At 72.2% G+C, this 25188-nt stretch carries 23 protein-coding genes and 1 tRNA gene; 17 read left to right on the forward strand and 7 right to left on the reverse strand.

Going from position 1 to position 25188, the window contains the following annotated elements; genetic code table 11:
- Window positions 1-219: 219 nt before the first annotated feature.
- On the reverse strand, window positions 220-1497 hold the full coding sequence (locus ABZ495_RS23055) for a PTS transporter subunit EIIC (protein WP_329487827.1): 1278 nt from the start codon (window positions 1495-1497) through the stop codon (window positions 220-222).
- Window positions 1498-2344: 847 nt separating this feature from the next.
- Window positions 2345-3634, reverse strand: coding sequence for a PTS transporter subunit EIIC (locus ABZ495_RS23060; RefSeq protein ID WP_359804953.1), 1290 nt, complete (start codon window positions 3632-3634; stop codon window positions 2345-2347).
- 400 nt (window positions 3635-4034) lie between these two features.
- Here ABZ495_RS23060 and ABZ495_RS23065 point away from each other — a divergent pair, with 400 nt between their 5' ends.
- The 4 genes from ABZ495_RS23065 to rdgB all read left to right on the forward strand — a co-directional run bounded on the left by ABZ495_RS23065 (window position 4035) and on the right by rdgB (window position 6372).
- A complete protein-coding gene (locus ABZ495_RS23065; protein ID WP_030060521.1) occupies window positions 4035-4268 on the forward strand; it encodes a PTS glucose/sucrose transporter subunit IIB in 234 nt (77 codons plus the stop codon).
- A gap of 193 nt (window positions 4269-4461) precedes the next feature.
- Window positions 4462-5187, forward strand: a complete 726-nt coding sequence (gene rph, locus ABZ495_RS23070; RefSeq protein ID WP_352293183.1) for a ribonuclease PH — start codon at window positions 4462-4464, stop codon at window positions 5185-5187.
- Window positions 5188-5356: 169 nt separating this feature from the next.
- Window positions 5357-5746, forward strand: coding sequence for a hypothetical protein (locus tag ABZ495_RS23075; RefSeq protein WP_329487824.1), 390 nt, complete (start codon window positions 5357-5359; stop codon window positions 5744-5746).
- 20 nt (window positions 5747-5766) lie between these two features.
- Window positions 5767-6372, forward strand: a complete 606-nt coding sequence (gene rdgB, locus ABZ495_RS23080) for an RdgB/HAM1 family non-canonical purine NTP pyrophosphatase (protein WP_359804957.1) — start codon at window positions 5767-5769, stop codon at window positions 6370-6372.
- Window positions 6373-6438: 66 nt separating this feature from the next.
- Here rdgB and ABZ495_RS23085 read toward each other — a convergent pair.
- The 3 genes from ABZ495_RS23085 to ABZ495_RS23095 all read right to left on the reverse strand — a co-directional run bounded on the left by ABZ495_RS23085 (window position 6439) and on the right by ABZ495_RS23095 (window position 7998).
- Window positions 6439-6513, reverse strand: a tRNA-Leu gene (locus ABZ495_RS23085).
- A 64-nt stretch (window positions 6514-6577) separates the two neighbouring features.
- The gene (locus ABZ495_RS23090) at window positions 6578-7438 is read right to left on the reverse strand and encodes an HNH endonuclease (RefSeq protein ID WP_359837785.1); all 861 of its coding nucleotides are present in this window, start codon (window positions 7436-7438) and stop codon (window positions 6578-6580) included.
- A 74-nt stretch (window positions 7439-7512) separates the two neighbouring features.
- On the reverse strand, window positions 7513-7998 hold the full coding sequence (locus ABZ495_RS23095; RefSeq protein ID WP_359837787.1) for an HPP family protein: 486 nt from the start codon (window positions 7996-7998) through the stop codon (window positions 7513-7515).
- 72 nt (window positions 7999-8070) lie between these two features.
- On the opposite strand from ABZ495_RS23095, the gene ABZ495_RS23100 reads away from it, so the two are divergent.
- Together ABZ495_RS23100 and ABZ495_RS23105 are read left to right on the forward strand one after the other, a co-directional pair.
- Window positions 8071-8691 (forward strand): ABATE domain-containing protein, encoded by a 621-nt coding sequence (locus tag ABZ495_RS23100; RefSeq protein ID WP_359837789.1) that lies wholly within the window; start codon window positions 8071-8073, stop codon window positions 8689-8691.
- A 243-nt stretch (window positions 8692-8934) separates the two neighbouring features.
- A complete protein-coding gene (locus tag ABZ495_RS23105; RefSeq protein WP_359837807.1) occupies window positions 8935-11367 on the forward strand; it encodes a glycosyl hydrolase family 18 protein in 2433 nt (810 codons plus the stop codon).
- A 109-nt stretch (window positions 11368-11476) separates the two neighbouring features.
- Here the strand turns inward: ABZ495_RS23105 and bcp are convergent, their stop codons facing one another.
- On the reverse strand, window positions 11477-11953 hold the full coding sequence (gene bcp, locus ABZ495_RS23110) for a thioredoxin-dependent thiol peroxidase (protein WP_329487819.1): 477 nt from the start codon (window positions 11951-11953) through the stop codon (window positions 11477-11479).
- Between the two features lie 143 nt (window positions 11954-12096).
- Between bcp and ABZ495_RS23115 the strand changes: the two genes are divergently transcribed.
- The 3 genes from ABZ495_RS23115 (at window position 12097) to ABZ495_RS23125 (ending at window position 14236) form a co-directional block, all read left to right on the forward strand.
- The gene (locus tag ABZ495_RS23115; protein WP_329487818.1) at window positions 12097-12438 is read left to right on the forward strand and encodes a DUF3618 domain-containing protein; all 342 of its coding nucleotides are present in this window, start codon (window positions 12097-12099) and stop codon (window positions 12436-12438) included.
- A gap of 190 nt (window positions 12439-12628) precedes the next feature.
- Window positions 12629-12931 (forward strand): co-chaperone GroES, encoded by a 303-nt coding sequence (locus ABZ495_RS23120; protein ID WP_057237824.1) that lies wholly within the window; start codon window positions 12629-12631, stop codon window positions 12929-12931.
- Between the two features lie 114 nt (window positions 12932-13045).
- Window positions 13046-14236 carry a winged helix DNA-binding domain-containing protein gene (locus tag ABZ495_RS23125; RefSeq protein ID WP_359837791.1) on the forward strand — a complete coding sequence of 397 codons (1191 nt, stop codon included), beginning with the start codon at window positions 13046-13048 and terminating at the stop codon, window positions 14234-14236.
- A gap of 57 nt (window positions 14237-14293) precedes the next feature.
- Here the strand turns inward: ABZ495_RS23125 and ABZ495_RS23130 are convergent, their stop codons facing one another.
- Window positions 14294-16690, reverse strand: coding sequence for a transglycosylase domain-containing protein (locus tag ABZ495_RS23130; protein WP_359837793.1), 2397 nt, complete (start codon window positions 16688-16690; stop codon window positions 14294-14296).
- A gap of 333 nt (window positions 16691-17023) precedes the next feature.
- Between ABZ495_RS23130 and ABZ495_RS23135 the strand changes: the two genes are divergently transcribed.
- The 8 genes from ABZ495_RS23135 to ABZ495_RS23170 all read left to right on the forward strand — a co-directional run bounded on the left by ABZ495_RS23135 (window position 17024) and on the right by ABZ495_RS23170 (window position 25007).
- The gene (locus tag ABZ495_RS23135; protein WP_359837809.1) at window positions 17024-17824 is read left to right on the forward strand and encodes an ABC-2 family transporter protein; all 801 of its coding nucleotides are present in this window, start codon (window positions 17024-17026) and stop codon (window positions 17822-17824) included.
- A complete protein-coding gene (locus ABZ495_RS23140) occupies window positions 17817-18794 on the forward strand; it encodes an ABC-2 family transporter protein (protein WP_359837794.1) in 978 nt (325 codons plus the stop codon). Before ABZ495_RS23135 ends, ABZ495_RS23140 begins: the two co-directional genes overlap by 8 nt.
- Before the next feature lie 35 nt (window positions 18795-18829).
- The gene (locus tag ABZ495_RS23145; protein ID WP_329487814.1) at window positions 18830-19789 is read left to right on the forward strand and encodes an ATP-binding cassette domain-containing protein; all 960 of its coding nucleotides are present in this window, start codon (window positions 18830-18832) and stop codon (window positions 19787-19789) included.
- A 127-nt stretch (window positions 19790-19916) separates the two neighbouring features.
- Window positions 19917-21212 carry a DUF445 domain-containing protein gene (locus ABZ495_RS23150; RefSeq protein WP_329487813.1) on the forward strand — a complete coding sequence of 432 codons (1296 nt, stop codon included), beginning with the start codon at window positions 19917-19919 and terminating at the stop codon, window positions 21210-21212.
- Window positions 21213-21274: 62 nt separating this feature from the next.
- Window positions 21275-22345: an adenosine deaminase gene (locus ABZ495_RS23155; RefSeq protein WP_359837796.1), complete on the forward strand. Its 1071-nt coding sequence runs from the start codon at window positions 21275-21277 to the stop codon at window positions 22343-22345.
- A 157-nt stretch (window positions 22346-22502) separates the two neighbouring features.
- Complete coding sequence (locus ABZ495_RS23160; RefSeq protein WP_359837797.1) at window positions 22503-23033, forward strand: hypothetical protein; 531 nt, start codon at window positions 22503-22505, stop codon at window positions 23031-23033.
- Between the two features lie 81 nt (window positions 23034-23114).
- Window positions 23115-23951, forward strand: a complete 837-nt coding sequence (locus ABZ495_RS23165; RefSeq protein ID WP_329487810.1) for a DUF4097 family beta strand repeat-containing protein — start codon at window positions 23115-23117, stop codon at window positions 23949-23951.
- 48 nt (window positions 23952-23999) lie between these two features.
- The gene (locus ABZ495_RS23170) at window positions 24000-25007 is read left to right on the forward strand and encodes an ABC transporter ATP-binding protein (RefSeq protein WP_359837799.1); all 1008 of its coding nucleotides are present in this window, start codon (window positions 24000-24002) and stop codon (window positions 25005-25007) included.
- The last annotated feature ends 181 nt before the right edge of the window (window positions 25008-25188 follow it).

The following is a 25188-nucleotide window of genomic DNA, read 5'->3' on the forward strand; positions in this document are numbered from 1 at the left end:
GACCACACACGACCGAAGTCGATGTGGCAGCGGCTGACCAGGATGCGCGGCGCGTTCACCGCCTCAGTTGACCAGCGCGGTCGCCGGTTCGTCAACCGTCGTCCCACCGGCCGGGCGGTGGCCGCGGGCCGGGCCGGGACGCGCGACGGCCCCGCCCCGCCGCTCGGGGGAGCGAGCGGCGGGGCGGGGCCGTGGAGTGGTGCGGGTCGTTCCTCGGCGTCAGGCCTTGGTGACGTCCTCGATCTCCTCGTCGTCCTCGCGACCGGGGGTCTTGAGGTTGAACTTGACGATCGCGAAGCGGAACAGGAAGTAGTACAGCGCTCCGAACACGAGACCCAGCGGGATGATCATCCACGGGTCGGTGGCCTTGTTCCACGCCAGCAGGTAGTCGATCAGACCACCGGAGAAGGTGAAGCCGTCGTGCACGCCGAGCGCCCAGGTGACGGCCATCGAGACGGCGGTCAGCAGCGCGTGGATCACGTACAGGACCGGGGCGATGAAGACGAAGGAGAACTCGATCGGCTCGGTGACACCGGTCACGAAGGAGGTCAGCGCCAGCGAGAGCATCATGCCGGTGACGGCCTTGCGGCGGTGCGGCTTGGCGGTGTGGGCGATGGCGAACGCGGCGGCCGGCAGGGCGAACATCATGATCGGGAAGAAGCCCGACATGAACTGTCCGGCGGTCGGGTCACCGGCGAAGAAGCGGGTCAGGTCGCCGTGCACCACGGTGCCGTCGGGCTTGGTGAAGTCACCGGTCTGGAACCAGGCGTAGGAGTTCACGAACTGGTGCATGCCGACCGGCAGCAGACCGCGGTTGACCAGGCCGAACGCACCGGCGCCGAACGCGCCGGCACCGATCAGGGAGTCGTTCAGGCTCTTGATGGCGTCGCCGATCGGGCCCCAGGTCAGGGCGAAGACCACACCGACGGCGGTGCCGACGAAGGCCATGATGATCGGGACCAGGCGGCGGCCGTTGAAGAAGCCGAGCCAGTCGACCAGCCGGGTGCGGTGGTACTTCTGCCACAGCACGGCCGAGAGCAGACCGATCACGATGCCGCCGAGCACGCCCGGGTTCTGGTACGTGGCGGCCGCGTCCTTGCCGGGCAGGACCTGGGCCTCGGTGACCGGGAACGCGGTCAGCACGTTCTTGTACACCAGGAAGCCGACGAGGGCCGCGAGCGCGGTGGAGCCGTCGGCCTTCTTGGCGAAGCCGATCGCGATGCCCACCGCGAACAGCAGCGGCAGGTTGTCGAAGACGGCGCCACCGGCGGTGTTGAACACCGCGGCGACCTTGTCCCAGCCGAGGCCGTCCTTGCCGAACACGTCGTCCTGGCCGAGCCGCAGCAGCAGACCGGCGGCGGGGAGAACGGCGATGGGCAGCTGGAGGCTGCGGCCGATCTTCTGCAGACCCTGCAGCAGGTTCTGGCCGAACTTCTTGGTGGGGCTTGGCGTGGCCGGAGCCGCGGCGGGCGCCGGTGCCTGCGCAGACTGACTCATGGGGGTGGGTTCCTAACGGCAGGGCGGGTCGGTCGGGGGGTAGGTGCACAGAGGGGCCGAACCGCGAACTGGTCTACACCACACGTGGTGTAGACCAGTTTTGTAGCACGGGTGGAGAAGGGGGGGAAGCCCTGAAAGCGGTGCTGGTGAGAAGCGCTATGAAATCGAAACCTACTTGCGGATCGACGATCATGATTACCCGCCGTGATTGGGATTTTGGCTATTTGCGCAACAAAAAGGCCGGGGCAACCCCGGCGGGCCCGGCGACCCCCGGACGGACGGCCGGGAGGGCGGCGGCAGCCGGCGGGCGCGGGCGGCCGGCCGCTCCCGCCGGGCGCCGTCCGCCGCCGGGCCGGGCGTCGCCGCGGGTGCCGGACGGCCGGGGCGCGGCCGGTGCCGGGCTCGCGGCGAGGGGCCGGTGCGATGTGCCGGACCCCCTGAACCCGCCGCGGGTATTAGCCGCCGCATTGCGACCGGACTCGGCGGCCGCCCTCGCCGGCTCGGAGAAACCAAAGGCGAAGCCGGTGGGCGAGTACGGTGACGCATTGCCGCGCGGTGCGCCGCGCGGCGGCGGTGATCTTCCCCCCACCCGGGTCGCCGGCTTCGCCGGAGACCGCCCGTCCGGCCGCCGCCGGGGCGCCGCGGCCCTGTCCCGGCCGGGCCACGGGCCGCCGGGCGCCGGGTGCCGGCCCGGCGCCCCGTCGGCGGCGGGGCCGGCCGCCGAATTTCCCGGACCGGTCCGGGAATGGTTTTCCGGCCGGGACGATCGTCCTTTCGCGAATATGCCGAAGGCCCCCGGACCAAGGGTCCGAGGGCCTATTCCGGCGGGCGTCCGGTGACGCTCGGTTTATGCCTTGGTCACGTCCTCGACCTCGTCGTCGTCCTCGCGTCCGGGTGTTTTCATGTTGAATTTCACGATGATGAACCGGAAGAGCGCGTAGTACACGACGGCGAAGCAGAGCCCGATCGGGATGATCAGCCAGGGCTTGGTGGCCAGGCTCCAGTTGATCGCGTAGTCGATCAGGCCGGCCGAGAAGCTGAACCCGTCGTGCACCCCGAGCGCCCAGGTGATCGCCATCGAGGCGCCGGTCAGCAGCGCGTGCACCGCGTACAGCGCGGGCGCGACATAGGCGAAGGAGTACTCGATCGGTTCGGTGACGCCGGTCACGAAGGACGTCAGGCCGACCGAGAGCATCAGCCCGTAGATCTCCTTGCGGCGGTGCGGCTTGGCCGCGTGCGCCATCGCCAGCGCCGCCGCCGGCAGGGCGAACATCATGATCGGGAAGAAACCGGAGGTGAACTGGCCCGCCGTCGGGTCACCGGCCAGGAAGCGCGGGATGTCGCCGTGCACGACCATGCCGTCGGGCTTGGTGAAGTCGCCGAACTGGAACCAGACGAAGGTGTTCAGCAACTGGTGCATGCCGATCAGCAGCAGTACGCGGTTGGCCACGCCGAAGATGCCGGCCCCGCCCGCGCCCAGGTCGGCCAGCCACTGGCTCACGTCGTTGAAGGCGCGGCCGATCGGCGGCCAGGCCCAGACCGCCAGCACCGCCAGCAGCATGCCGACCACGGCGGTGATCATCGGGACGAGCCGGCGGCCGTTGAAGAAGCCGAGCCAGTCGACCAGCCGGGTGCGGTGGTAGCGCACCCAGAGCCACGCCGACAGCAGGCCGATCAGGATGCCGCCCAGGACGCCCGGGTTCTGGTAGGTCGCGGCGGCCGACTTGGCCGAGGTGAAGTCCACGCACTGGTTGCCGACCAGGACGGTCGGCAGCTTGCAGTCCTCCGGGAAGGCGTGCAGCACGGCGTAGAAGACCAGGAAGCCCACCACGGCCGCCAGTGCCGTGGAGCCGTCCGCCTTCTTGGCCATGCCGATCGCGACCCCGATGCAGAACAGCAGCGGCAGGCCGAGCGAGGAGTCCAGCAGAGCGCCGCCGGCCGCCGCGAACACCTTGGCGACGTCGTCCCAGCCGAGGCCGTCCTTCCCGAACACGTCGGGCTGTCCGAGCCGGTTGAGGATGCCCGCCGCCGGCAGCACGGCGACCGGCAGCTGGAGCGAGCGGCCCATCTTCTGGAGTCCGCCGTAGAAGGTGTGCCACCACGTGGTCCGCGGGGCTGTGGCGCCTGCCGAACTCATCCTTCGCCCTCCGAGAGCAGTTGCCGAGCGCTGGCCCCCTGGGGGACCCTCGGACGGGGCTCAGGAACACCCGGGGCGCTTCCTGCGTTCATCGGAGTACACATATATTGGTGTAGACCACTTTGGGAGGCAGGCCGCGCGCACCGGGGCAGAAGCCCCGCTGATCGTCATCCTCGGACGAAGATCCAGACCGTGCGCGCCGGAATGGGCCAAAAGTGGACTAACGTGGCAGATCGGTCCAACTCGGGTGATGCTGGTCGCGCTGCGGCGCAGCGCGACGGCAGCTGAACCCGCGTCAGCACCGACAGCGACGACCCCGGCCGGCGGCCGGGGCACCCCGCACAGCGCAGGACGGCACCCGGCAGAGCAGCCGACGGGCCGAGACAGAGGGAGAAATCAGATGGCCAGCAAGGCTGAGAAGATCGTCGCCGGTCTGGGCGGCATCGACAACATCGAAGAGGTCGAAGGCTGCATCACCCGCCTGCGTACCGAGGTGAAGGACGCCTCCCTCGTCGACGAGGCCGCGCTGAAGGCCGCCGGCGCCCACGGCGTCGTCAAGATGGGCACCGCGATCCAGGTCGTCATCGGCACCGACGCCGACCCGATCGCCGCCGACATCGAGGACATGATGTGAGCTGAGCCCACCAGGCTCGGCACCACCACGCTCGGCACACCCGGCCCGCCGCCCCCCGTGGACGGCGGGCCGGCGCCGTCCGGCGCACCGGGCACAACCGTTCGGGCACCCCGCCACGGGCCCGCCGGGCACCACCGACGACCCGTCCGACCCTGCCGGAACCACCCGACCGGACCGACTACGCTCGGTGCCTATGTCACGCATCGACGGCCGCACCCCCGACCAGCTCCGCCCCATCACCATCGAGCGGGGCTGGAGCAAGCACGCCGAAGGCTCCGTCCTCATCTCCTACGGCGACACCAAGGTGCTGTGCACCGCCAGCGTCACCGAAGGCGTCCCGCGCTGGCGCAAGGGCAGCGGCGAGGGCTGGGTCACCGCCGAGTACTCCATGCTCCCGCGCGCCACCAACACCCGCGGCGACCGCGAGGCCGTCAAGGGCCGCATCGGCGGACGCACCCACGAGATCAGCCGCCTCATCGGCCGCTCGCTGCGCGCCGTCATCGACCACCGCGCCCTCGCCGAGAACACCATCGTCCTCGACTGCGACGTCCTCCAGGCCGACGGCGGCACCCGCACCGCCGCCATCACCGGCGCCTACGTCGCCCTCGCCGACGCCGTCTCCTGGGCCCGCGAGAAGAAGATCCTCCGCGCCAAGGGCCAGCCCATCACCGGCGGCGTCAGCGCCGTCAGCGTCGGCATCATCGACGGCGTCCCGATGCTCGACCTCCGCTACGAGGAGGACGTCCGCGCCGAGACCGACATGAACATCGTCTGCACCTCCGACGGCCGCTTCGTCGAGGTCCAGGGCACCGCCGAGGGCGCCCCCTTCGACCGTGCCCTGCTCGACCAGCTCCTGGACCTCGGCACCCTCGGCTGCGCCGAGCTGGACGAGATCCAGCGCAAGGCCCTGGAGGGCTGAGCCCGCCACCGGTGCCCGAAGGGCTCCGGCGCGTGGCCGAACCGCGACACCAGCGCTGTACAGGCCGGGCCCGGAGCCCTTACGGTTCCCGCAGCACCCCGTTGTGGGAACCGCGCACCCCCGGGGGCGCGTCATTCCGTTCCGGAACCCGCGCACCCAGGAGGACCGGATGCCCCAGAGCATCGCCCGCCCCGCCACCCTCGCCGTGGCCGGCCTGATCGCCATCCTCCCGCTCAGCGCGGTCAGTTGCTCGGCCGCCCAGAAGGCGCTCGACTGCGGCAACACGGCGGTCCGCATCACCGGGGACATCAGCGACGTCACCACCGCCTTCAACAACGCCAGCAACGACTCGGCCGCCGCCGGCCAGGCCCTGCAGAAGCTCAAGAACGACCTCGACGACCTCGGCAAGAACTCCAAGAACACCGACGTCGCCAAGGCCATCACCGACCTCAACACCCAGGTCGGCAAGGTCCAGCAGGCCATCAACGACAAGCAGGCCCCCGACCTGAAGCCGCTCGGCGACGCCGCCGGCAACCTCACCCAGGTCTGCACCGGCTGACGTCCGGTTAGGGTGGGTTCATGTCCACCCGTCTGATTCTCGCCACCCGCAACCAGAACAAGGTCGCCGAGCTCCGCGCCATCCTCGGCGAGGCCGGCCTCGACGTCGAACTGGTCGGCGCCGATGCCTACCCGGAGATCCCGGACGTCCGCGAGACCGGCGTCACCTTCGCCGAGAACTCGCTGCTCAAAGCACACGCCCTCGCGCAGGCCACCGGCCTGCCCGCGGTCGCCGACGACTCCGGCCTCTGCGTCGACGTCCTCGGCGGCGCCCCCGGCATCTTCTCCGCCCGCTGGGCCGGCAAGCACGGCGACGACCGCGCCAACCTGGACCTGCTGCTGGCCCAGCTCGGCGACATCGCCCCGGAGCACCGCGGCGCCCACTTCTTCTGCGCCGCCGCCCTGGCCCTGCCGGACGGCACCGAGCGCGTCGTCGAGGGCCGCCTCCTCGGCACCCTGCGGACGGCCCCGGCCGGCGACGGCGGCTTCGGCTACGACCCGATCCTGGAGCCCCTGGGCGAGACCCGCACCTGCGCCGAACTGACGGCGGCGGAGAAGAACGCCATCAGCCACCGAGGCAAGGCCTTCCGCGCCCTGGCCCCGGTCCTGAAGGACCTGCTGGGCTGAGAAGCCGCGGGAACGACGACGGCCCTCTCGCCTTCGATTCGAAGGGGAGAAGGCCGTTTCGCTGGGTACGCCCGGTGGGACTCGAACCCACGACACTACGGACCTAAACCGTATCTCTCTAGCCAGCTGGAGTACGGGCGCATGCCAGGTCCAGCCTACCGGCTCCCCGTCCAGCAGGCCGCACCTTTTCCGGCGGTGGGTCCTCCTACGCGGCGGCAGCCTCCGGCGGCGCGTCCCGGTTCCTGTTCCGGCCGCAGTAGGTCGGCGTGATGGAGTGACAGTTGGGGCAGAGCAGGCGGAGGTTGTCCCGCCTGTTGTCGAGCCAGTCGCCGTTGATGTGGTCGACCTCCAGGGTCATGGGGTGTCCGAGCCAGGTCGGCGGGGCGCCGCACATCTCGCAGGCGTCGGGGTGCCCGATGTGCACGAGCATCGCCCGCAGGCGGTCGCCCGGAACTCGCTGACTCCCCGGCGGGCGTCGGACGAGCAGGTCCTCGGGCGTGCGTCGCGGTCCGGTCTTCCGGCCCTTGTTGTGGGCCCGGCCGGTGAAGTGGGAGGTGTCGAGGCGGTGGAACGCGATGCTCTCCCGCAGCAGCGTCCGCGAGCTGCCGCAGTCGACCATCCCCAGGGCGAGGATCACGCCGCGGAGGCTGCGGTGCTCTGCCACGGCGTGTTCCAGCGCGCCCTTGGCGACGGCCCCGACCCTGTCACGGCCGTCGCCCCTGAAGGTGAAGTGGGTGGTGTCGATGCCGAATTCGACCAAGCGCCGCTTCAGGTACGAGTAGAGGCTGTCGTACGGAGTGACGCCGAGGTGGACCATCATCGCGTTGATGCTGTCGCTGTGGGCCGCGGCTTCGGCCAGGATTTCGCGCGGGTAGCGGCGGCGCCCGTAGTCGGGGCGGCCCTCGTTGAAGTGCGTGGTGTCGATCCCGTAGTGCCGCAGCCGCTTGCTGAGGTAGCTGTGGGTGCCGCCCGCCATCGGCACGCCGAGCCTGCGCATCATGTCGTTCACGCTGGTCGACTCGGCGGCGAGTGAGGCCAGCAGCTCACGGGTGTACTTGACCGGCATGGTCGTCCCCCTTCGGGCCTGTGTGCGCCCGTCCCCCGTGGGGCGAACGAGTGGGGGGCGGGGTGGTTACGGGGTCACCACCAGTACGTCGGGTAGGTGCGGCGGGTGAGGCGGGCGCCGGCGAGGCCGGTGGCGGTGAGCAGCAGGGTGGCGAGGAGCAGGAGGGGGAGGAAGCGGGTCGGGTCGGGGGCGGTGAGGGTGACGATGACGGCGGTGGCGGCCGCGGGGGAGTGGGGGGTGCGGGCGAGGGTCATGGCGCCGAGGGCGAGGCCGCCGGCGAGGGCGGCGGACCAGTAGGCGGGGGTGGTGGCGGCGAGGACGGCGTAGCCGGTGAGGGCGGAGACGAGTTGGCCGCCGATGACGCTGCGGGGTTGGGCGAGGGGGAGGGCGGGGGCGCCGGCGATGAGGGCCATGGAGGCGGCGAGCGGGGGGATGAGGAGGGGTTGGCGGGTGAGGGTGCCGAGGGCGGCGAGGGTGAGCAGGGCAGTGACGGCGGTGGCGGTGGAGGTGAGGACGGCGGTGGGGGCGGGTCGGGCGGGGGCTTGGCTGGAAAGGGGCATGGCGAAGGCATTTCCTAACGCGTGAGAGGGCAGGTAAGCGTTAGTCTGCGGGCTTTGGCTAACCGGTGGCAAGTGGCGTTACCGTTAGGCATGGGCATGGTGGAGCGTGGCGCGGTGGACGAGATGCCGGTCGGCGGTGAGCATCTCGCGCTGGATCTGGTGAACAGCACCTTCGTGCGGGGTGGTCTGCGCGGGCATCTGGTGGACGTTCTGGTGGAGCCGTCGGACCTGGCGGTCTGGGTGGACCGGCACGCCGTCGAGCTGGATCTGGCGAGCGTCCCGGCCGGGTCGCCGGGGCCGGCGGAGCTGGCGGCGTTCCTGGAGCTGCGCGGGGCCCTGCGGGCGGTGCTGACGGCGGTGGTGGCGGGTGAGCCGGCGGGGGCGGCGGAGGTGGCGGTGGTGAACGCGGCGGTGCGGGCGGCGCCGGGGTGGGTGGAGCTGGGGCCGGGGGCGGCCGCGCGGGGGGTGCGCCGGACGGCCGCGGGGGAGCGTGGGGCGGTGCTGCTGGGGCGGGTGGCGCAGGCGGCGGTGGAGTTGCTGACGGGGGGTCGGCGGGAGCTGCTGCGGGCCTGTCCGGCGCCGGGCTGCATCCTGTTCTTCCTGCAGCGGCACGCGCGTCGGGCGTGGTGTTCGACGGCCTGTGGGACGCGGGTCCGGGTGGCCCGGCACAGTCGTCGGCATGCGGACGGCTGACCGACGGGTATCAGCCGTTCGACCGGTGTTGTTGGGGATTTGATTACCAATTGGTACAGACCTATTGACCTTTGTGGTTCAGACCACATAGCTTCAGCGCCAATCTGCATTCCCCCACGTGCGTGCTCCCCCACAGGCATGCGCCGACACTCTCTCCCGGAGGACCGAGTGTTGATCCGAAGCACGGCCGAGCGGCGTCCCACCGCTGCCCGGCATTCCAAGAACCCGGCCGCCCGGGCGGGCATGGCCTCGCTGGCGGTCGCCGGCCTGGCCGGCCTGCTGATGGCGACGCTGGGTGCGGCGCCCTCGCAGGCGTCCGCCACCGTCGACAACGCGGCCTGTCGGCCGGACGGCATGTACCAGACGCCCGGGGTGGACGTCCCGTACTGCAGCGTCTACGACACCGAGGGCCGCGAGAAGATGGGCGCGGACCACCAGCGCCGCGTCATCGGCTACTTCACCGGCTGGCGTACCGGCAAGGACGGGACCCCGCCCTACCTGGTGAGCGACATCCCCTGGGACAAGGTCACCCACCTGAACTACGCGTTCGGGCACGTCGGCAGCGACAACAAGATCTCGGTCGGCACCGACAACGACAAGAACGAGGCGACCGGGATCTCCTTCCCGGGCGTGCCCGGCGCCGAGCTGGACCCGTCGCTGCCCTACAAGGGCCACTTCAACCTGCTGACGAAGTTCAAGAAGCAGCACCCGAACGTCAAGACCATGATCTCGGTGGGCGGCTGGACCGAGACCGGCGGGTACTTCGGCGACGACGGCAAGCGCGTCAACTCCGGCGGCTTCTACTCGTTGACGGTCAACCCGGACGGCAGCGTCAACCAGGCGGGCATCGACGCCTTCGCCAACTCCTCGGTCGACTTCATCAAGAAGTACGGCTTCAACGGCGTCGACGTCGACTACGAGTACCCGACCTCGATGAAGGACGCGGGCAACCCGCTGGACTGGCAGCTCGCCAACGGCAAGCGCGCCTCGCTGGCCAAGGGCTACGCGGCGCTGATGAAGACGCTGCGCGAGAAGCTGGACCGGGCCGGCGCCGCCGACGGCAAGCACTACCTGCTCTCGGTCGCGGCCCCGTCGTCCGGTTACCTGCTGCGCGGCATGGAGACCTTCCAGATCGCGCAGTACCTGGACTACGTCAACATCATGTCGTACGACCTGCACGGCGCCTGGAACAAGTACGTCGGCCCGAACGCCTCGCTGTTCGACGACGGCAAGGACGGCGAGCTGGCGGCGGCCAACGTGTACGGCACCGGCCAGTACGGCGGCATCGGCTACCTGAACGCCGACTGGTCGTACCACTACTTCCGCGGCTCGATGCCGGGCGGCCGGATCAACGTCGGCCTGCCGTACTACACCCGCGGGTTCAAGAACGTCACCGGCGGGACCAACGGCCTCTGGGGCACCGCGTCCGCGACCACCTGCCCGGTGGGCGCCGGGCTGACCTCGTGCGGTGACGGCGCGGTCGGCATCGACAACATCTGGAACGACAAGGACGACGCGGGCAAGGAGTCCCCGGCGGGCTCGAACCCGATGTGGCACGCGAAGAACCTGGAGAAGGGCATCGTGCCCGACTACCTCTCCAAGTACGGCGTGACCGACACCGCCCTGCAGGGCACCTACACCCGCAACTACAGCTCCACCCTGGTGGCGCCGTGGCTGTGGAACGACACCAAGAAGGTGTTCCTCTCCACCGAGGACGAGCAGTCGGTGGCCGCCAAGGCGGACTACATCGTCAACCAGGGCGCCGGCGGCGCGATGATCTGGGAGCTCGCGGGCGACTACAAGTGGGACGCGGCGGCCAACGGCGGCAAGGGCCAGTACGTGCCCGGCTCGACGCTGACCTCGCTGATGTACGACAAGTTCAAGGCGGCCTCGCCGTACAACGCGACCCGCTCGACGATCGCGCTGCCGCAGCAGACCCTGCCGGTCGACGTGTCGTTCACCAACTTCGCGCTGGGCGACTCGAACTACCCGATCAACCCGAAGATCCACATCGTCAACAACTCGACGCTGACCCTGCCGGGCGGGACCGAGTTCCAGTTCGACTACAGCAACTCGGCCCCGGGCAACGCCAAGGACCAGTCCGGGTTCGGGCTGACCGTCATCAAGCAGGACAACCCCGGTCCGGGCAACGTGGGCGGCCTCAAGGGCACCTACAACCGCGTCTCGGTGAAGCTGCCGGGCTGGCAGTCGCTGGCGCCGGGCGCTTCGGTGGACCTGGACTTCGTCTACTACCTGCCGGTCTCGACGCCGTCGAACTGGACGGTCAACGTCGCCGGCACGCTGTACGGCCTGAAGGGCGACCTGACCCGCGGCAGCACGGGCGGCGGCACCGCGACGCCGACCGCGACGCCGACGGTCACCCCGACCGTGACGCCCACGGTCACGCCGACCGTGACGCCCACCGTGACCCCGACGGTCACGCCCACGGTGACGCCGACCGTCACGCCGACCGTGACGCCCACGGTGACCCCGACCGCGACCCCGACCTCGGGGGCCTGCACGGGCGCGCCGGGCTGGGACGCGGGCACCACCTACGCGTCCACCACCAAGGTGTCCTGGAAGGGGCACTACTACCAGAACAAGTGGTGGACCAAGGGCGACGACCCCAGTGCCAGTGGCTCGTGGGGCGTCTGGAGCGACCTCGGGGCCTGCTGATCGGTCGATCCGATGAGCGTGGCTCGCTGAGGTGAGAGACGCGGTGGCGGTGCACCCGGTCGGGGGGTGCGCCGCCACCGCTTCGTTTCCGCCCCCGCGGGGGCGGCTGTCAGGCCGCCTCGACCTTGAGGTCGCGCAGCAGCTTGGCGACGTGGCCGGTGGCCTTGACGTTGTACAGGGCGTGCTCGACCTTGCCGTGCTCGTCGACGATCACGGTGGAGCGGATCACACCGGTGACGGTCTTGCCGTACAGCTTCTTCTCGCCGAACGCGCCGTAGGCCTCCAGCACCTTCTTCTCCGGGTCGGAGAGCAGGGTGACCTTGAGGTCCTCGGCCTCGCGGAACTTGCCCAGCTTCTCCGGCTTGTCCGGCGAGATGCCGATGACGTCGTACCCGGCGCCCGCGAAGACCTCCAGGTTGTCGGTGAAGTCGCAGGCCTGCTTCGTGCAGCCGGGGGTGAGCGCGGCGGGGTAGAAGTAGACGATCACCTTCCGGCCGAGGTGGCCGGCGAGGGACACCTGGTTGCCGTCGGCGTCGGACAGGCTGAAGGCGGGTGCGGTGTCGCCGGGCTGGAGACGCTCACTCACGGGGGACTCTCCTGGTGCGTGGACGGGTGGTCGTACCACGGTCAACTTACCTCCGATGGTGGGTGGGGCCGCGCGGGCCGGGGCGGCAGCTGACAAACTGGGTCAGTCGCACAGGACAACATCAGTGAATTGGGGTGGCCCGAGTGGGCGAGGCGAGCACGAAGGACAAGTCGGCGCGGACGACGGCTCAGATCGAGGCGGACATCACCCGCACCCGCACCCAGCTGGCCGCGACCCTGGACGAGCTCGCCATGCGCGTCCACCCGAGCACCATCACGGCCCAGGTCAAGGCGAAGGCCGTGGCCTCCGTGGAGGAGAAGGCCGGCCGGGTGTACGTGGCGGCCAGCGGGCTGGTCGAGCAGGCCAGGGCGCAGTTCGTGGACGAGAAGGGGCAGCCGCGCAAGGAGCGGATCGTGCCCGCCGCGCTGGTCGGCGTGGGCCTGGTGCTGCTGGTCGCCTCGGCCCGCAAGCGCCGCAAGGGCTGAGGGGCGGGGTCCTGCCGGGCCGGGTGCCACCGCACCCGGCCCGCCGGATGCCGGTCCGGGGTCACGCGGGGCGCCGCGGAGCGGTACCTTCGGGGTCGTGAGTACGAACGACGAACCGACCCAGCGGACCACCTCCCCCGAGCAGGACCCGCCGCGCCACGACCGGCTGGGCGAGAAGCTGCCGATCAAGATGCTGCACGACCGCGTCCTGGTGAAGACCGAGGGCAGCGAGGGCGAGCGCCGCTCGACCGGCGGCATCCTCATCCCGGCCACCGCGGAGCTCAGCAAGCGGTGCACCTGGGCCGAGGCCGTCGCGGTGGGCCAGAGCGTCCGCTCGGTGGAGCCCGGTGACCGCGTGCTGTACGACCCGGAGGACAAGCTGGAGGTCGAGGTCCGCGGCGCCACCTACGTGCTGCTGCGCGAGCGTGACCTGCACGCGGTGGCCGCGATGCGCTTCGGCGACGCGGAGGGCTCGACCGGGCTGTACCTCTGAGGGTCCGGGCTGGCACCCCGTGAGGGCTTTCCGGGCGGGTCGGCGCGCCGAGGGCGCGGCGGCCCGCACCGTCGTGTCCGGGCGGTTGTCGGGGGTCGGCAGTAGGGTCCGGGCATGAGCAGCGGTGTGCCTTCGGGCGGGGTGCCTTCGATCGGTGACGACCAGCGCCGGGCCCGGGTCGGGCGGCGGCACCTGCTGGCGCGGGCCGAGCGGGCGGCGCGGGTGGAGGAGGTGGCGGACGCGGTCGTCGGGCTGCACGCCACGGACGCGGCGACGGTCTACCTGTCGGCCTGCGCGCGGCTGGCGGAGCCCTCGGCGGCGGAGGTGGAGCGGGCGCTGTACGAGGACGTCTCGCTGGTGAAGCTGCTGTCGATGCGGCGCACCCTCTTCGCGGTGACGGAGGAGTTCGCCCCGTACGTCAGCTCCGCGGCGGCGCGGGCGATCGCGGTCAAGGAGCGGGCCACGCTGGTGAAGCACCTGCGGGAGTTCGCCGAGGGGTGGGACGAGCCGCGGCTGGCCGCGACGGAGCGGGCCGTGCTGGCGGCGCTGGCCGTGCGGGGCGAGGCGACGACGTCCGAACTCGCCGAGGACGTACCGGCGTTGCGCGAGACGATGCTGATGGCGCAGGGCAAGCCGTACGAGGCCCGGCAGAGCGTGGGCAGCCGGCTGCTGCGGCTGCTGGCCTCGGACGGGCACGTGCGGCGCTCGCGGCCGCGCGGTTCGTGGCTGAGCAGCAGCTATCCGTGGGCGCCGGTGCCGCAGTGGCCGGACGTGCCGGTGCGGGAGGCGAAGGCCGAGGTGGTCCGGCGCTGGCTGGCGGCGTACGGTCCGGCGACGGTCGAGGACGTGAAGTGGTGGACGGGCTGGACGCTGGGGGACACCCGCAGGGCGCTGGGGGACGTCGGCGCGGTGGAGGTGGCGCTGGCCGGCGCGGTGGCGGGCCTGGTGCTGCCGGGGGACGACGGGCCGGTGGCGGAGCCGGAGCCGTGGGCGGCGCTGCTGCCGGCGCTGGATCCGACGGTGATGGGCTGGCGCGGGCGGGACTGGTACCTGCGGCCTGAGGACGTGCCGGCGCTGTTCGACCGGGCGGGCAACGCCGGGCCGACGCTCTGGTGGTACGGCCGGGTGGTCGGCGGCTGGGCGCAGCGCCCCGACGGTGAGCTGGTGTGGCGGTTCCTGGCGGATGCCGGGGCCGAGGCGCGGGCGGCGGTCGAGGTGGAGGCGGCGCGGTTGGCGGGCTGGTTGGGCCAGGTGCGGGTGACGCCGCGGTTCCGGACGCCGCTGGAGCGGGAGCTGGTGTCCTGAGGTCCTGAGGTCCTGGGGGCGCCGATGGAGGGCTCTGGGGCTCTGGGGCTCCGGGTGCTACGGGGCCTGTCCGGCGGGGTGTCCGTCGGCCGGTGCGGGGGGCTGGGCGGTGGCCGGGCGGGTCGGCGGGGTGCTGGTGTCGTCGGCCGGGGGCGGGGTGCTCGGGGGCGCGGTCGGGGTGTGCGTCGGCCGCGGCGGCGCGGTGGGTCGGTTGGTGGGCGCGGGCGGCTGTTCCGGGGTGCCGGTCGGGGCGGGGGCCTCGGGGCTGGGCGCCGGCGCCGTCTCGGTGGGCCGGCTGCTGGGGCTGGGCGGGGCGGGGGCGGACGGCGTCGGGGTGTGCGTCGGCGCGGTGGTGGTGGCGGTGGCCGTGGCGCTGGGCGACGGCGACGGGGAGGGGGAGCCGCTGCCGGTCGGCCCGCCGGTCTGGGTGGTGCCGCGGCCGGTCTGGAGGTCGAAGCGCTGGACGTCGGTGCCGTCGAGGGCGTCGGCCATGTAGGCCGTCCAGATCCGGGTGGGGAAGGCGCCGCCGTTGATCCGTTCGTAGCCGGCGGTGCCGGACAGCGGCTCCTTGGCGTGGGTCTTCGGGTTCTCCCGGAACAGGCCGACGGTGGTGGCGAGTTCGGGGGTGAAGCCGGCGAACCAGGCGGAGAGGTTGGAGTCGGTGGTGCCGGTCTTGCCGGCGGCGGGGCGGCCGAGGTCGAGGGCGGCGGCGCCGGTGCCGCGGGTGCTGACGACGTCGCGCAGGACGTCGGTGACGGCGTCGGCGGCGCCCCGGTCGAGGGCGCTGGTGGGGACGTGTTCAGGCATCTTGGGGACGTCGATGGCGCCGCCGGAGTTGACGCGTTCGAGTTTGCCGACCGACCAGGGGGCGTACGTCTGGCCGTGGTTGGCGAGGCCGGCGTAGGCGCCGGCCAGGTTGAGGGCGCTGGGGGTGGCGGTGCCGAGCGTCATCGAGGTGTTGGCCGGGTCCATGCCGGGGACGTTGTCGGGGATGCCGAGCCGGACGGCCGTGTCGCGGACGTGGGCGAGTCCGGCGTCGACGCCCTCCTGGGCGTACACCGAGTTGACGGACTTCACCATGGCGTAGCGCAGGGTGATGCTGCCGTAGTCGATGCCGTCCTCGTTGGGCGGGGCGTACGGGGTGGGGCCGCCGGTGACGGGGCGTTCGCTGGTGCCGTCGTAGCGGGTCTCGGTGGTGATCGGGCGGCCGTCGCCGCTGCTGCGGCCGGAGGTGAGGCCGGCGGCGAGGTCGAAGGCCTTGAAGGTGGAGCCGATCTGGTTGTCCTGGCGCAGTACGTCGTTGTAGGGCTGCTTGGCGTAGTCGGGGCCGCCGTAGACGGCGACGACCCGGCCGGTGGCGGGTTCGACGGAGGCGCCGGCGACCCGGACGTCGGTGTCGGTGGCGGGCCGGGCCACCGGGTCGAGTTCGGCGGTGAGTTCCTGCTGGACGGCCTGGACGAAGGCGTCCTGGCGGGGCTTGTCGAAGGTGGTGGTGATGCGCCAGCCGCCGGACTTGAGGGTGGCGGCGTCGATGATGCCGGCGGAGACGAGGTAGTCGTCGGCGACGCCGACCAGGTAGCCGGACTGGCCCTTGAGCCCGGTGGCGGGTTGGGGGTCGATCGGGTCGGGGAAGGTGGTGGCGGCGCGGTCGGCCGGGCTGAGGAAGCCGAGTTGGACCATGCCGTCGAGGGTGTAGTTCCAGCGGGCGACGGCCTTCTCGCGGTTGGCGGGGGTGGCGGTCTTGACGTCGTAGGCGCTGGGGGCCTGGAGCAGGGCGGCGAGGTAGGCGCCCTGGGGGAGGGTGAGGCGGGAGACGTCGGTGCCGTAGTAGGCGTGGGCGGCGCTCTGGATGCCGTAGGCGCCCCGGCCGAAGTAGCTGCTGTTGAGGTACCCGGTGAGGATCTGGTCCTTGCTGCGCTGCTGGTCGACCTTGAGCGCGATGAAGAGTTCGCGGCCCTTGCGCTCGATGGTCTGGTCCTGCGTCAGGTAGTAGTTCTTGACGTACTGCTGGGTGATGGTGGAGCCGCCCTGGGTGCCGCGTCCGGTGAGGGTGTTCCAGCCGGCCCGGACCATGCCCTTCAGGTCGATGCCGCCGTTGCGGTAGAAGGTGCGGTCCTCGGCGGAGACGACGGCGTGCCGGGTGTCGAGCGGGATCTGGTCGATCGTGACGTCGGTGCGGTTCACGGCGCCGGTGCGGGCGATCTCGGTGGTGCCGTCGGCGTAGAGGTAGATGTTGTTCTGGGCGACGGCGTGGGCGTTGGCGTCGGGCACGGGGACGATGAGGTAGAGCACGGCGAAGGAGCCGACGGCGAGCAGCAGGGTCGCGGTGAGCGCGCCGAGGGTGACCCGCCAGGTGGGCAGGAGCCGGCGCCACAGCGGCTTGGCGCGGCGGGCTTCGCGGCGGGCGGCCCGTCTGGCGCTGCGCCGGGTGCTGTGGTCTGCCCTCAAGGTCATGCCGCGATTATGTGCTATTTGACCCGTGATCAGGCGTTGGAATAACCGGGTGCGCGGGAAGATCGCCGGAGGTACGGTGAAAGGTGCGAACCACATAGCGCACCCAGTTCGGGCAGCTCCGCCCGCCTGACCCGGCACCCCCCCCGGGTGGGGCCGGCCGGGGCCGGTCCGCGTGCGCCGGTGTCCCCGGGACACCTGCCCGCTCCTATTTGTCGACAAGGAGACAATATGTCGAACGCTCTTCCCGCCGAGTCGCGGTTCCGACACCCTCCCGATCCCGATCCCCGTGGTGCTCCACATCCCGCGGGCGCCGCCGGCGGTCCGGGCGCCGCGGTGGCGCTCTACCTCGCCATCGCCCGCGGAGCCTTCCGCCGCTACGCCACCTACCGGGCCGCCACCCTCGCCGGGGCCTTCACCAACACCGTCTTCGGCTTCATCCTCGCCTACACCTTCGTCGCCCTCTGGCAGGCCCGGCCCGGCCTCGGCGGCTACGACCAGAGCGCCGCCGTCACCTACATCTGGGTCAGCCAGGCGCTGCTGGTCACCGTCGCGGTCTGGGGCGGCGGCTTCCAGGACGACGTCCAGGACCGGTTCCGCAGCGGCGACATCGCCATCGACCTCTACCGCCCGGTGGACTTCCAGGGCTGGTGGCTGGCCACCGACCTCGGCCGGGCCGGCTACCACCTGCTCGCCCGCGGCACCCTGCCGATGCTGGCGGGGGCGCTGGTCTTCCGGGTCCGGCTGCCCGAACACCCGCTGACCTGGCTGTACTTCCTGCTGTCGGTGCTGCTCGCGGTGGTGGTCAGCTTCGGGCTGCGCTTCCTCGTCTCGCTCACCGGCTTCTGGCTGCACGACTCGGAGGGGGTGCGCTCGGTGATGCTGGTGGTGTCGATGTTCTTCTCCGGGATGCTGCTGCCGCTGGCGCTCTTCCCCGGCCTGCTCGGCGAGATCGCGCCGGTGCTGCCGTGGGCCGCGCTGATCCAGGTGCCGACCGACGTCTTCCTGGAGCGCTCGACCGGGGCCGCGCTGCTCGGTGCGCTCGGCTTCCAACTCTTCTGGGGCCTCGGGCTGGTCCTCCTCGGCCGGGGCGTCCAGCTGCTCGCTACCCGCAAGGTGGTGGTCCAGGGTGGCTGAGCCGGCCCTCGCCCGCGCCGCGGCCCCGCCCGCCGGAGGCGGCCCGCTCCCGAACGACCTGCTCCCGAACGACCCGCTCCCGAACGGCCCGCTCCCGAACGACCCGCTCCCGAACGACCCGCTCTCCACCGGTCCGCTCCCGACCGAGCGGGGCCTGCTCGCCCGGACCCGCTGGGCGCTGCGCGCCTGGTGGCTCACCGCCGCGATGTGGACCAGGGCGACGATGTCCTACCGGGCGTCCTTCGTGCTGATGCTCGTCGCCAACCTGGTGATCACCTTCCTCGACTTCGTCGTAGTGATCCTGATGTTCCGGCACACCGACCGGCTCGGCGGCTGGACGCTGCCCGAGCTCGGCTTCCTCTACGGCACCTCGGGCTTCGCGCTCGGCATGGCCAACCTGCTGGTCGGCAGCGTCGACGGCCTGGGCCAGCGGATCCGGGCGGGCACGCTGGACACCATGCTGATCCGGCCCGCCCCGGCGCTGGCCCAGGTCTGCGCCGAGCGCTTCTCGCTGCGCCGGATCGGCCGGCCGGTGCAGGCGGTCGGGGTGCTGGCCTGGTCGCTGGCCGCCCTGGACGTCGACTGGACCTGGGACCGGGTGCTGCTCGTCCCGTCCCTGCTGGTCTGCGGCACGGCGATCTTCGCCGCGGTGTTCGTGGGCTTCGCCACCCTCCAGTTCTGGTGGGGCGAGGCCAAGGAGATCCAGAACGCCTTCACCTACGGCGGCGCCACCGTGCTGCACTACCCGCCGACCGTCTTCGCCAAGGAGCTGGTGGCGGGCACCGTGTTCGGCGTCCCGCTGGCATTCGTCAACTGGCTGCCCGCGCTGCGGATCCTCGACCGGCCCGACCCGCTCGGCCTGCCGACCGCCTTCCAGTACGCCTCGCCGATCGCCGCCGTCCTCGCACTGGTGGCGGCCGGACTGGCCTGGCGCGCCGGACTGCGGGCCTACCGCGGCACCGGCAGCTGACCCGGCCCCGAACCCCCTTCGAAAGCAGGACTCCCATGGCACTGATCGAACTCGACGACGTCCGCCGCACCTTCACCGTCCGCGCCAAGGCCGGCCGGCTGAAGCGCGAGAAGCGCGAGGTCCGCGCGGTGGACGGGCTGAGCTTCACGGTGGAGGCCGGCGAATGCGTCGGCTACATCGGCCCGAACGGGGCGGGCAAGTCCACCACCATCAAGATGCTCACCGGCATCCTGGTGCCCTCCGGCGGCCGGCTGCGCGTCGCCGGCGTCGACCCGGCCCGGGAGCGCGTCGCGCTGGCCCGCCGGATCGGCGTCGTCTTCGGGCAGCGCACCACGCTCTGGTGGGACCTCCCGCTCCGGGACTCCTACGAGCTGGCCCGCCGGATCTACCGCATCCCCGAGCACCGATATCGGGCCAACCTCCGGCGCTGCGTCGAACTGCTCGACCTCGGCGCCCTGCTGGACACCCCGGTGCGCCAGCTCTCGCTCGGCCAGCGGATGCGCGGGGACCTGGCGGCGGCGCTGCTGCACGACCCGCAGGTGCTCTACCTGGACGAGCCCACCATCGGGCTGGACGTGGTGAGCAAGGGCCGGGTGCGCGACTTCCTGCGCGAGGTCAACCGCGACGAGGGCACCACCGTGCTGCTCACCACCCACGACCTCACCGACATCGAGCAGCTCTGCGGCCGGGTCATGGTGATCGACCACGGCCGGGTCGTCTACGACGGCGGCCTGGAGGGGCTGCACGCGGCGGGCGACAGCGAGCGGACCCTGGTCGTCGACCTCGCCGAGGCGCGGCCGCCGATCGAGGTGCCCGGCGCCCGGGTGGTGAAGGTCGACGGGCCGCGGCAGTGGCTGGCCTTCCCGGCCCAGCAGAGCGCCGCCCCGATCGTCGCCGCGGTCGCCGACCGGTACCCGATGGTCGACCTGTCGGTCCGCGAGCCGGCCATCGAGGACGTGATCGCCCGGATGTACGCGGAGGTCGCGATCGGCTGACCGGCCCCGGCGCGGCGGGCGTGCGTCCGGTCCGGTGGCCGGGCCGGGCGCACGGCGTTCCCATCGCGGGGGCGCGTCTTTGTGGGGCGCGCCCTCCGCACGCGCCGGCAACGGGCAGACTGGCGGGGTGAGTGACGATGCCTTCAGCGGGACCGGGCCCGGGGTCCGGTTCACCGCGGCCGACGAGGAGAAGAGACGCGGCGTCCGCCGGATGAAGACCATCGCGACCGGCCTGCTGGCCTTCGCGACCCTGGTCTTCGCCCTGGCCACCTGGGCGAAGGCGGCCGGTGCCGGCGCCTGGGCGGGCTACCTGGCCGCCGCCGCCGAGGCGGGCATGGTCGGCGCGCTCGCCGACTGGTTCGCGGTGACCGCGCTCTTCCGCCGTCCGTTCGGCCTGCCGATCCCGCACACCGCGATCATCCCGACCAAGAAGGACGCCTTCGGCAAGTCGCTCGGCGACTTCGTCGGCGACAACTTCCTCTCCGGCCAGGTGGTGCGCGGCCGGCTCGCCGCGCTCGGCATCGCCCGCCGGCTGGGGGAGTGGCTGGCCGCGCCCGGCAGCGCCGAGCGGGTCACCAAGGAGGCGTCGGCCGCGCTGCGCGGCGTCCTCGCGGTGCTGCGCGACGACGACGTCCAGGCGGTCGTCGGCGAGGCGGTGACCAGGCGGGCCGCCGCCACCTCGGTCGCCGAGCCGATGGGCCGGATGCTCGGCAGGGTGGTCGCCGACGGCGGCCACCACGGCGTGGTCGACCTGATCGCCGTCCGGGTGCACGACTGGCTGACCGAGAACCACGAGGAGGTGGTCCAGCGGGTCACCCAGAAGACCCCGGGCTGGACGCCGAGGTTCCTCGACCACCAGGTCGGCGAGCGGGTCTACAAGGAGCTGATGCGGTTCGTCACCGACATCCGGGACGACCCGCACCACGCCGCGCGCGGCGCCGTCGACAACTTCCTCGCCGACTTCGCCACCGAACTGCAGAGCGACCGGGAGACCATCGCCCGGGTCGAGCGGGCCAAGGCCGACCTGCTGGTCCGCCCCGAGGTGCAGGAGCTCATCGCCTCCACCTGGGCCGCCGTCCGCGCCCTGGTGCTGACCGCGGCCGAGGACGAGGACAGCGAGCTGCGCCGGCGCATCCGTGACGGCGTGCGTGACTTCGGCGCGCGCCTGGCGACCGAGCCGAAGCTCCAGGCCAAGGTGGACGGCTGGCTCCAGGACGCCGCCCAGTACCTCGTCGACACCTACCGTGCGGAGATCACCTCGCTGATCTCCGAGACCGTGGCCGGCTGGGACGCGGACGACGCGTCCCGCAAGATCGAGGCCAACGTCGGCCGTGACCTGCAGTTCATCCGGATCAACGGGACCGTGGTCGGAGCGCTGGCGGGACTGCTCATCCACACCGTGGCGGTTGCCCTCGGGGGGTGAGCCACCTGTGCTTATCCTTGCGGACACAGCTTGATACGCGCGTAGAGAAGAAGGGCACCACCGTGGTCCAGCCGGACGGAAGTCGGATCGGAAACCCCACCGCGAACCGGGGCATCGAGGCGTTCATCGCCGGGATGCCCAAGGCGGAGCTGCACGTCCACCACGTGGGCTCGGCCTCGCCGCGGGTGGTCGCCGAGCTGGCCGCGCGCCACCGCGGCCGGTCGAAGGTGCCGGTCGACCCGGCCGCCCTCGCCGAGTACTTCACCTTCACCGACTTCGCCCACTTCATCGAGGTCTACCTCAGCGTCGTCGACCTGATCCGCGACGCCGAGGACGTCCGCGCGCTGACCTACGGCGTCGCCGAGGACATGGCCCGGCAGAACATCCGGTACGCGGAGCTGACCATCACGCCGTACTCCTCGGTCAGCCGGGGCATCCCCGACATCGCCTTCATGGAGGCCATCGAGGACGCCCGGGTGCGGGCCGAGAAGGACCTCGGCGTCGTGCTCCGTTGGTGCTTCGACATCCCCGGCGAGGCCGGTCTGGCCGCCGCCGAGGAGACCGCCCGGCTCGCCGTCGACCTCGCCCCCGAGGGCCTGGTCAGCTTCGGCCTCGGCGGCCCGGAGATCGGCGTGCCGCGCCCGCAGTTCAAGCCGTACTTCGACCGGGCGCGGGCGGTCGGTCTGCGCAGCGTCCCGCACGCGGGCGAGACCACCGGCCCCGAGACGGTCTGGGACGCCCTGCGGCTGCTCGGCGCCGAGCGCATCGGCCACGGCACCCAGGCCGTGCGGGACCCGGCCCTGATGGACCACCTCGGCGAGCACCGGATCGCCCTGGAGGTCTGCCCGACCTCGAACATCGCGACCCGCGCGGTCGAGCGGATCGAGGAGCACCCGATCCGGCAGATGGTCGACGCGGGCCTGCTGGTCACCGTCAACAGCGACGACCCGCCGATGTTCGGCACCGACCTCAACACCGAGTACGCGGTCGCGGCCCGGCTGCTGGACCTGGACGAGGCGGGCGTCGCCGCGCTGGCGCGCAACGCGGTCGAGGCGTCCTTCCTGGACCCGGCCGGCAAGGCCCGGATCGTCGGCGAGATCGACGCCCACCTGGCCGGGTGGGGCACGGTCTGACCTTCCCCGGGAATGCCTGCGGGCCGGTGCCGTCCTGGACGGTACCGGCCCGCGGTGCGTCCGGCGGCGGGCCCCGCGGCGGCGCGTGGCGCCACTCTTTCGGGTTGTGGCGCCAAAAGGGCTTGGTGTGGCGCCACCGGTGTGCCATCCTTGGGTCATGGACCTCTCGCCGTACGTCGACAACCTCCGGAACGAGCTCGCGGTCGCAGCGAGCGCGGGCGGAGACGAAGCCCGTGCCCTGGCCGAGCGCCTGACTCTTCCGCTGGAGTCGGCCGTGCGGCTCACCCTTCTCAACGCCCTCTCCGCCGCGATGGGCGAGGTCACCCGTGATCTCGCGCCCGGCTCGGTGGATGTCCGGCTCCGGGGGCTGGATCCGGAGTTCGTGGTGATGGCGCCACCGTCGCCGGAGGTGTTCCACGAGGCCGGTGAGCGGTCACCGGCGCCGGTGGCGCCGCCGGTGGCACCGGCGGGGCCGGAGGGGGAGGACGGCAACACCGCCCGGATCAACTTCCGCCTGCCCGCCCACCTCAAGACCAGGGTCGAGGAGGCGGCCGGTCAGGAGGGACTCTCGGCCAACGCCTGGCTGGTGCGCGCCGTCGCCGCCGCCCTGGAGCCGGGCGAGCCCGTCCGGGCCGTCGGGCGGACGGTGTCACCGACCGGGCAGGGGTTCACCGGCTGGGTCCACTAGGTTCCGCGCTTCCCACTCCTTCTCCTTCCACCCCGTCCGACCGGCGGGTTCATCCATCAGAGCCAAGAGAACGGGACAGCCATGCCTTCTTTCGACACTCCCGGCCCGATCAGCGCCACCATCGAGTTCGACATCGCGTCCGTCCGGATCGCCGCGGGCAAGCGCACGGACACCGTGGTCGAGGTCCGGCCGGCGGACCCGGCGGTCGAGGCGGACGTCAAGGCCGCGGAGCAGACCAGGATCAGTTACGCGGGCGGCGCCCTGGTGGTGAAGGGCCCGAAGAAGCGCTCGCTCTTCGGGCGGGCGGGCTCGGTCGATGTCACCGTCGAGCTGCCGGCCGGCTCGGAGGTCCACGGCAACGCGCCGATGGGGGACTTCCTCTGCGAGGGGCTGCTGGGCGACTGCCGGGTGCGGACGTCGGTCGGCCGGATCCAGGTCGAGCACGCGGACTCCGTCCACCTGCGGACGGACCACGGGGACGTCCGGCTGCGGCGGGCCGACGGGGACGCCGAGGTCAACGGCTCCGGCCGGGTCGAGATCGGCACCGTGGCGGGCACGGTGACGGTGAAGAACCTCAACGGCGAGACGGTGATCGGCGAGGCCGGCGGGGACCTCAAGGTCAACTCCTCCAACGGCCAGATCCAGGTCGGCGCGGCCCTCGGGGACGTGGACATCAAGACGGCCCAGGGCGCCATCCGGATCGGTGAGGTGGTCCGCGGGCGGGTCGTCCTGCAGAGCGCCATCGGCGAGCTGGAGGTCGGCATCCGCGAGGGCACGGCCGCCTGGCTCGACGTCCACACCAAGCTCGGTAGCCTCCGCAACTCGCTCGGCGCCGCGGCGGGCCCCGGCGAGGCGACGGAGCGGGTCGAGATCCGGGGGCGGACGCAGCTCGGTGACATCGTGATCCGGCGTTCCTGACCACCCGGCCACGGCCCGGCGTACCCGGTAGCGAAGGAGGCGTGAGCCATGACCCTGAGGCCGGTCCCCGCCGCCCCGATCACGGCGGCGGTCTCCGTGGCCGGACTGACCAAGTCCTACGGGGGGAGAGTGGTGCTGGACGGCATCGACCTGACGGTCCCCGAGGGCACGGTGTTCGCACTCCTCGGGGCGAGGGGAGCCGGGAAGAGCACCGTCGTGCGGATCCTCTCCACGCTCGTCCCGGCCGACGGCGGGGTGGTGCGGGTGGCCGGGCACGAGCTGGTGCAGCGGGCGGGCAGGGTCCTGCAAGCGGGCCGGGCCCTGCGAGGGGGCAGGGCTCGGGGCGCGGGTGAGGTCCGGCGGGCGATCGGTGTCGTCGGCCAGCTCTCGGCAGTGGACAAGCTGCTCACCGCCGAGGAGAACCTGCTCCTGATGGCGGACCTCCGCCACCTGGGTCGTCGGGAGGGGCGCAGGAGGGTCGCGGAGCTGCTGCGGCGCTTCGAGCTGAGCGAGGTGGCGAGCGGAGCGGCCGCCGGTCTCCCGGTCGGCGTGCTGCGCACGCTGGATCTGGCGATGGCGCTGGTCGGGGAGCCTCGGGTCGTCCTGCTCGACGAGCCGACCGCCGGCCTCGACGCGGCGGGCCGGCGGGCGCTGGGGGAGGCGGTCCGGGGCCTCGCCACCGAGCACGGCCTCACCGTCCTGCTCACCACGCGGCACCTGGAGGAGGCGGACCGGGTCGCCGACCGGACGGCCGTGCTCAACGGCGGCCGGATCGTGGCCGAGGGCACGGCGGCCGAGCTGAAGCGATTCGTCCCGGGTAGTCACCTGCGGCTGAGCTTCGCCGGCCGGGCCGAACTCCGGGCGGCCGCAGCGCTCTTCGACTACGCGGCGCCGGACGAGGAGGCGCTGGCGCTGTCCATACCCGGCGACAACTCGATCGTCACGGTGAAGGCCGTGCTGGACGCCCTGGACCTCGCCGCCGTCCGCGCGGAGGCGCTGACGGTGCACGGTCCTGACCCGGAGGAGGTGCTCACCGCCCTGCTGTCGGCGGGGTGACGGGTGAGGGCGGGCGAGCAGGGCGGGGCGAGCAGGGTGCGCGGGCTCAGCCGAGGAACTCGACGCGGTCGATGAGGCCTTCGCGAACCCGGTAGGCCACCAGGACGCGGACCGGTTCGTCGGACAGGCCGTGGGCGACTTCGTGGTCGACCACCCAGTCGCCCTCGGTGAGCCGTCCCAC

This window comes from Kitasatospora sp. NPDC005748 (genome assembly GCF_040630735.1).
Taxonomy (GTDB): Bacteria; Actinomycetota; Actinomycetes; order Streptomycetales; family Streptomycetaceae; genus Kitasatospora.